Source organism: bacterium (assembly GCA_035371905.1).
Taxonomy (GTDB): domain Bacteria; phylum Ratteibacteria; class UBA8468; order B48-G9; family JAFGKM01; genus JAMWDI01.
On record DAORXQ010000118.1, the window covers coordinates 1 to 4,649 of the forward strand.

The following is a 4,649-nucleotide window of genomic DNA, read 5'->3' on the forward strand; positions in this document are numbered from 1 at the left end:
AAAATTAGAAGGTATTCCAATAGCAATAAAAGATAATATATGTACAAAAAGTATTCCAACAACATGTGGTTCTAAAATTCTTGCCAATTTTATCCCTCCTTATGATGCAACTGTTATAAGTAAATTAAAAGAAGAAGGTGCAATAATAATTGGAAAAACAAATATGGACGAGTTTGCATTTGGTTCTTCAACAGAAAATTCTGCTTATGGTCCAACAAAAAATCCATTTGATAAAACAAGAGTTCCTGGGGGGTCTTCTGGTGGGTCTGCTGCTGCAACAGGAGACAATTTATGTTTTGCTGCTCTTGGTTCAGACACAGGTGGTTCAATAAGACAACCATCTGCTTTTTGTGGAGTTGTTGGTATGAAACCAACTTATGGCAGAGTTTCAAGATATGGACTTGTTGCTTTTGCTTCTTCTTTTGACCAGATTGGACCTATTACAAAAGATGTAAGGGACTCTGCTTTAATTCTTGAAATAATTTCTGGAAAAGATAATAGAGATTCAACTTCACTAAATATACCAGTCAGTAATTATACATCTTTCCTTAAAGAAGATATAAGGGACTTTAAAATAGGAGTTCCTAAAGAATATTTTATAGAAGGACTTGATAAGGAAATAAAAGATACAATTGGTAATTTACTGGAAAAAATTGAAAAAGAAGGAGGTAAAATTGAAGAAATTTCACTTCCTCATACTGAATATGGAATTGCTGTTTATTACATAATTGGCACCGCAGAGGCAAGTTCAAATTTAGGTAGGTTTGATGGAGTAAAATATGGGTATAGAAGTCCAAACTATAATAATCTTATTGAAATGTATAAAAACACAAGAGGAGAAGGGTTTGGAGAAGAAGTTAAAAGAAGAATTATACTTGGTACTTATGTTTTATCTGCTGGGTATTACCAGACATATTACTTAAAAGCACAAAAAGTTAGAACACTAATAAAAAATGATTTTGAAAATGCCTTTAAAAAATTTGATTTAATTCTAACTCCTACAACTTCTGAATTTCCTTTTAAAATTGGGGAAAAAAAGGGTGACCCCTTAAAAATGTATTTATCAGATATTTTCACTGCTAATGTAAATCTTTCTGGATTCCCAGCAATTAATGTACCAATTTTTTCTTCTTCAAATAACTTACCCATTGGATTACAAATTATTGCCCCTCACTTTAAAGAGGAAAAAATTATTCAATTTGCTTATGCAATTGAGAAAATTTTAAAAGGAGGTAAATGTGAATAAATTCTTTACAAGGAGAGCATTTATTTCTGGTCTTTTACTTTCAATTTTCATTGCATATTTTGACCATTATTCAGTTGATGTAGTTGGTGCTTCTTTTATGGCTATTGACAATATGCCAGCAGGAGCAATTTTTATTTTTTTCTTTCTTGTATTTTTTATAAATACAATTTTAAAATTGGTAAAGCCATCATTTGCCTTTTCTCCTGGAGAACTTTTACTTGTATATGTTATGATGCTTGTTGCATCTTCTGTAACTGAAATGGGATTTGGAAGTCAGATTTTACCAATAATTTCTGCTCCTTCTTATTATGCTTCACCTAAAAATCAATGGGATACAACTATTTTATCAAATATAAGGAAATTTTTAATAGTTAATGATAAAGAGGCAGTAAAATATTTTTATGAGGGATTGCCAAAAGGCATGAGAATACCATATGGTGTCTGGATAAAACCACTATGCATATGGCTACCTTTTATTTTTACTCTTTATTTTGTTATGATATGTATTGCAGTTATTTTAAGAAAACAATGGATGGAAAAAGAACGGCTTGTTTATCCACTAACAATTTTACCAAGAGAAATGGTAAAAGAAACAAATAAAAAATCAGTTCTACCTGGTTTTTTTAAAAATCCTTTAATGTGGTTTGGGTTTTCTATCGCTTTTATCATAGGAACAATAAATGCTTTCCATAATTATTTTGAATTTGTTCCTATGATTAAACTTGCAAATTCAATCCCAATTTTCAGAAGAACAAGTAATCTCCAATTCAGAATAAGTTTCCCAATTATTGGTTTTCTTTATTTCGTTAATTTAGATGTTACCTTTTCTCTCTGGTTTTTCAATATACTTTTTCAAGTAATAAAAGGCACTTTTAATATTACAGGAATTTCTTCAACTGAAAATGTTGGTATATATGGTTGTGGTGGAGACCCTATTTTTAACCATTTAGGTATGGGAGCAATGATTGCAATGGTTGGTTATAGTTTATGGATATCAAGGAGTCATCTTAAAGATGTCTGGCATGCAGCAAAAGGAGAAAAAATAGATGATTCAAATGAAATTCTTTCTTATAAGGCAGCGTTCTGGGGACTTGTTTTTGGTTCTTTATTTTTAACTGCATGGCTTATTATAAGTGGAATGAAATGGTATATATCTATTTTGTTTTTAATATTTGCTTTTATAATCTGGGTAATTTTAACAAGAGTTGTCTGTGAAGGTGGAATTCCAACACTTGTTGCAACAACAATTGCTTCCACTCAAATTGTATCAATGTTTGGTTCACAAAATTTAACACCATTAACATTAACTGCTCTTGGACTTACTTATGTTTATTCTGCCGATTTAAGAACATTTCCTCTTGCTTCAACTTCAATGGGACTTAAAATAACAGAAAACGCAGAAAATAAAAGACCAATTTTCTGGGCTATATTTCTTTCAATTATAATAAATATAATTGTAACGATTTTTTTACAATTAAAATTAGGATATAAATATGGAGGAATAAATTTAAATAGTTGGTATTTTGGTGGAAATCCACAGGCACCTTACAATTATGTTTCTGAAATGATAAAGCATCCAACATCTCCAAATGGAATTGGGTGGTTATGTAGAGCAATTGGTTTTCTAATAATGGGTGGAATTGTGTTTATGAGACAACACTTTTTGTGGTGGCCACTACATCCAATTGGTTTTCTAATAGGGCCTGTATGGCTTATGGATTATTTATGGTTTTCAATTTTTATTATCTGGCTTATAAAGAAACTAATTTTGAAGTATGGCGGGGCAAATGTTTATGAAAAATTGAAATATTTCTTTTTAGGGTTGCCCTTAGGTCTTTATACATGCGCTGGTGTATGGTTTATAATTGATTTCTTTACAGGAAAACACGGGAATCAAATTTTCTGGATATAAATGAGAAAAGAAAAATTATCAAGGTTTTTAAGTCAAAAAAAGTTAAAAGAAGTACTTGAAAAATCAAAGAGGAAAAATATACTTGTTGTTGGAGATGTTATTCTTGATAATTATATTTATGGTGATGTTTCAAGAATTTCTCCAGAAGCACCTGTTCCTGTGGTTGAAGTAAAAGAAGAAAGTTTTACTGCTGGTGGTGCAGGAAATGTTGCTCTAAATATAAAATCACTTGGTGGGAATGTGTTTTTGATAGGCGGAATTGGTAAAGATACAAATGGCGAAATCCTAACTCATATAATAAAAGAAAAGAAAATTGAAAGATTCTTTCTTGAAAGGTCTCTTTCTACAATTACCAAAACAAGAATAATTGGCAGAGACCAGCAAATTGTGAGAATAGATAGAGAAAAAAGAAAAGAAATATCTGATAAAGAAGTAAAACAAATTATTGGAAAAATTGATGAAATCGTAAATAATAAAATTGATGGAATAATTGTATCTGATTATGGAAAAGGAATTATTACAAAAAAACTGATAAATTACCTTATTGATATTAAAAAGAAAAAAGGAATTATTCTATGTATTGACCCAAAAATTCAGCACTTTACTTATTATAAAAATGTTACCTGTTTAACTCCAAACAAAAAAGAAGCAGCAGAAGGAATGAAAGAAAACAACCCTGAAAGTAAAAACGAAATAATAAAATTAGGGAAGAAAATAAAAAAGAAACTTAAAAGTGAAATTCTTATTATTACTCTTGGAAAACAGGGAATGATTTTATTTGATAGAAAAAATAATATCTTTCATATTCCATCTGTCGCAAAAGAAGTATATGATGTAACAGGAGCAGGGGATACAGTTATTGCCTCTTTTACCCTAACTTTTAGTCAGACAAAAGATGAAGTTATTTCTTCAATAATTGCAAATTTGGCAGGTGGTATTGTTGTTGGTAAATTAGGAACAGCAGTTGTAACCAGTGAAGAACTTGAAAAAATTTTTGAAAAAAATCTAAATTCAGAATATATTAAAATAGAAAAATGAGAAAAAAAATAATTTGTGTAATACCTGCAAGATATGGTTCAGAAAGATTACCTGGCAAAGTCCTTTATAAAATTGATGGAAAAACAATTTTACAAAGAGTCTACGAAAGAGCAAAAAAAGTTGGTATTTTTAGCCAAATATATATAGCAACAGAAAGTAAAAAAATCCAGGAAGAATGTGAAAAATTTGGTTGTAAGGTTATTTTTACATCAGAAAATTGTAGAACAGGAAGCGATAGAGTTGCTGAAGCAATTGGGAAAATTGATGGGAAAATTGATATGGTTGTAAATATTCAGGCAGATGAACCATTTTTGCCTATTGAGGCAGTGAAAAAACCATTAGAAATTATGTTAGAAAACCCCTCTATTCACATTTCTACATCTGTAACAAAAATAAGGGAAAAAGAAGACCTTTATAATCCTAATGTTGTAAAAGTTGTACTGGATAAGGAAA

General features: G+C 29.9%; 4 protein-coding genes. All 4 read left to right on the plus strand.

Annotated elements, in window-relative coordinates:
• Positions 1-1,246, plus strand: a 1,246-nt coding sequence (gene gatA / locus PKV21_09145; protein ID HOM27650.1) for an Asp-tRNA(Asn)/Glu-tRNA(Gln) amidotransferase subunit GatA, incomplete at its 5' end; no start/stop codon positions are given.
• The gene (locus tag PKV21_09150; protein HOM27651.1) at positions 1,239-3,158 is read left to right on the plus strand and encodes a hypothetical protein; all 1,920 of its coding nucleotides are present in this window, start codon (positions 1,239-1,241) and stop codon (positions 3,156-3,158) included. The genes gatA and PKV21_09150, both read left to right, overlap by 8 nt.
• Entirely contained in the window at positions 3,159-4,196 is a 1,038-nt protein-coding gene (gene rfaE1 / locus PKV21_09155; protein ID HOM27652.1) for a D-glycero-beta-D-manno-heptose-7-phosphate kinase, read from the plus strand.
• On the plus strand, positions 4,193-4,649 hold a 457-nt coding region (locus tag PKV21_09160), incomplete at its 3' end, for an NTP transferase domain-containing protein (protein ID HOM27653.1). The genes rfaE1 and PKV21_09160, both read left to right, overlap by 4 nt.

What these genes read in the sequence shown, in the direction of transcription:
- rfaE1 (HOM27652.1), top strand. Translation starts at nt 3,159, where the DNA reads ATGAGAAAAGAAAAATTATCAAGGTTTTTAAGTCAAAAAAAGTTAAAA.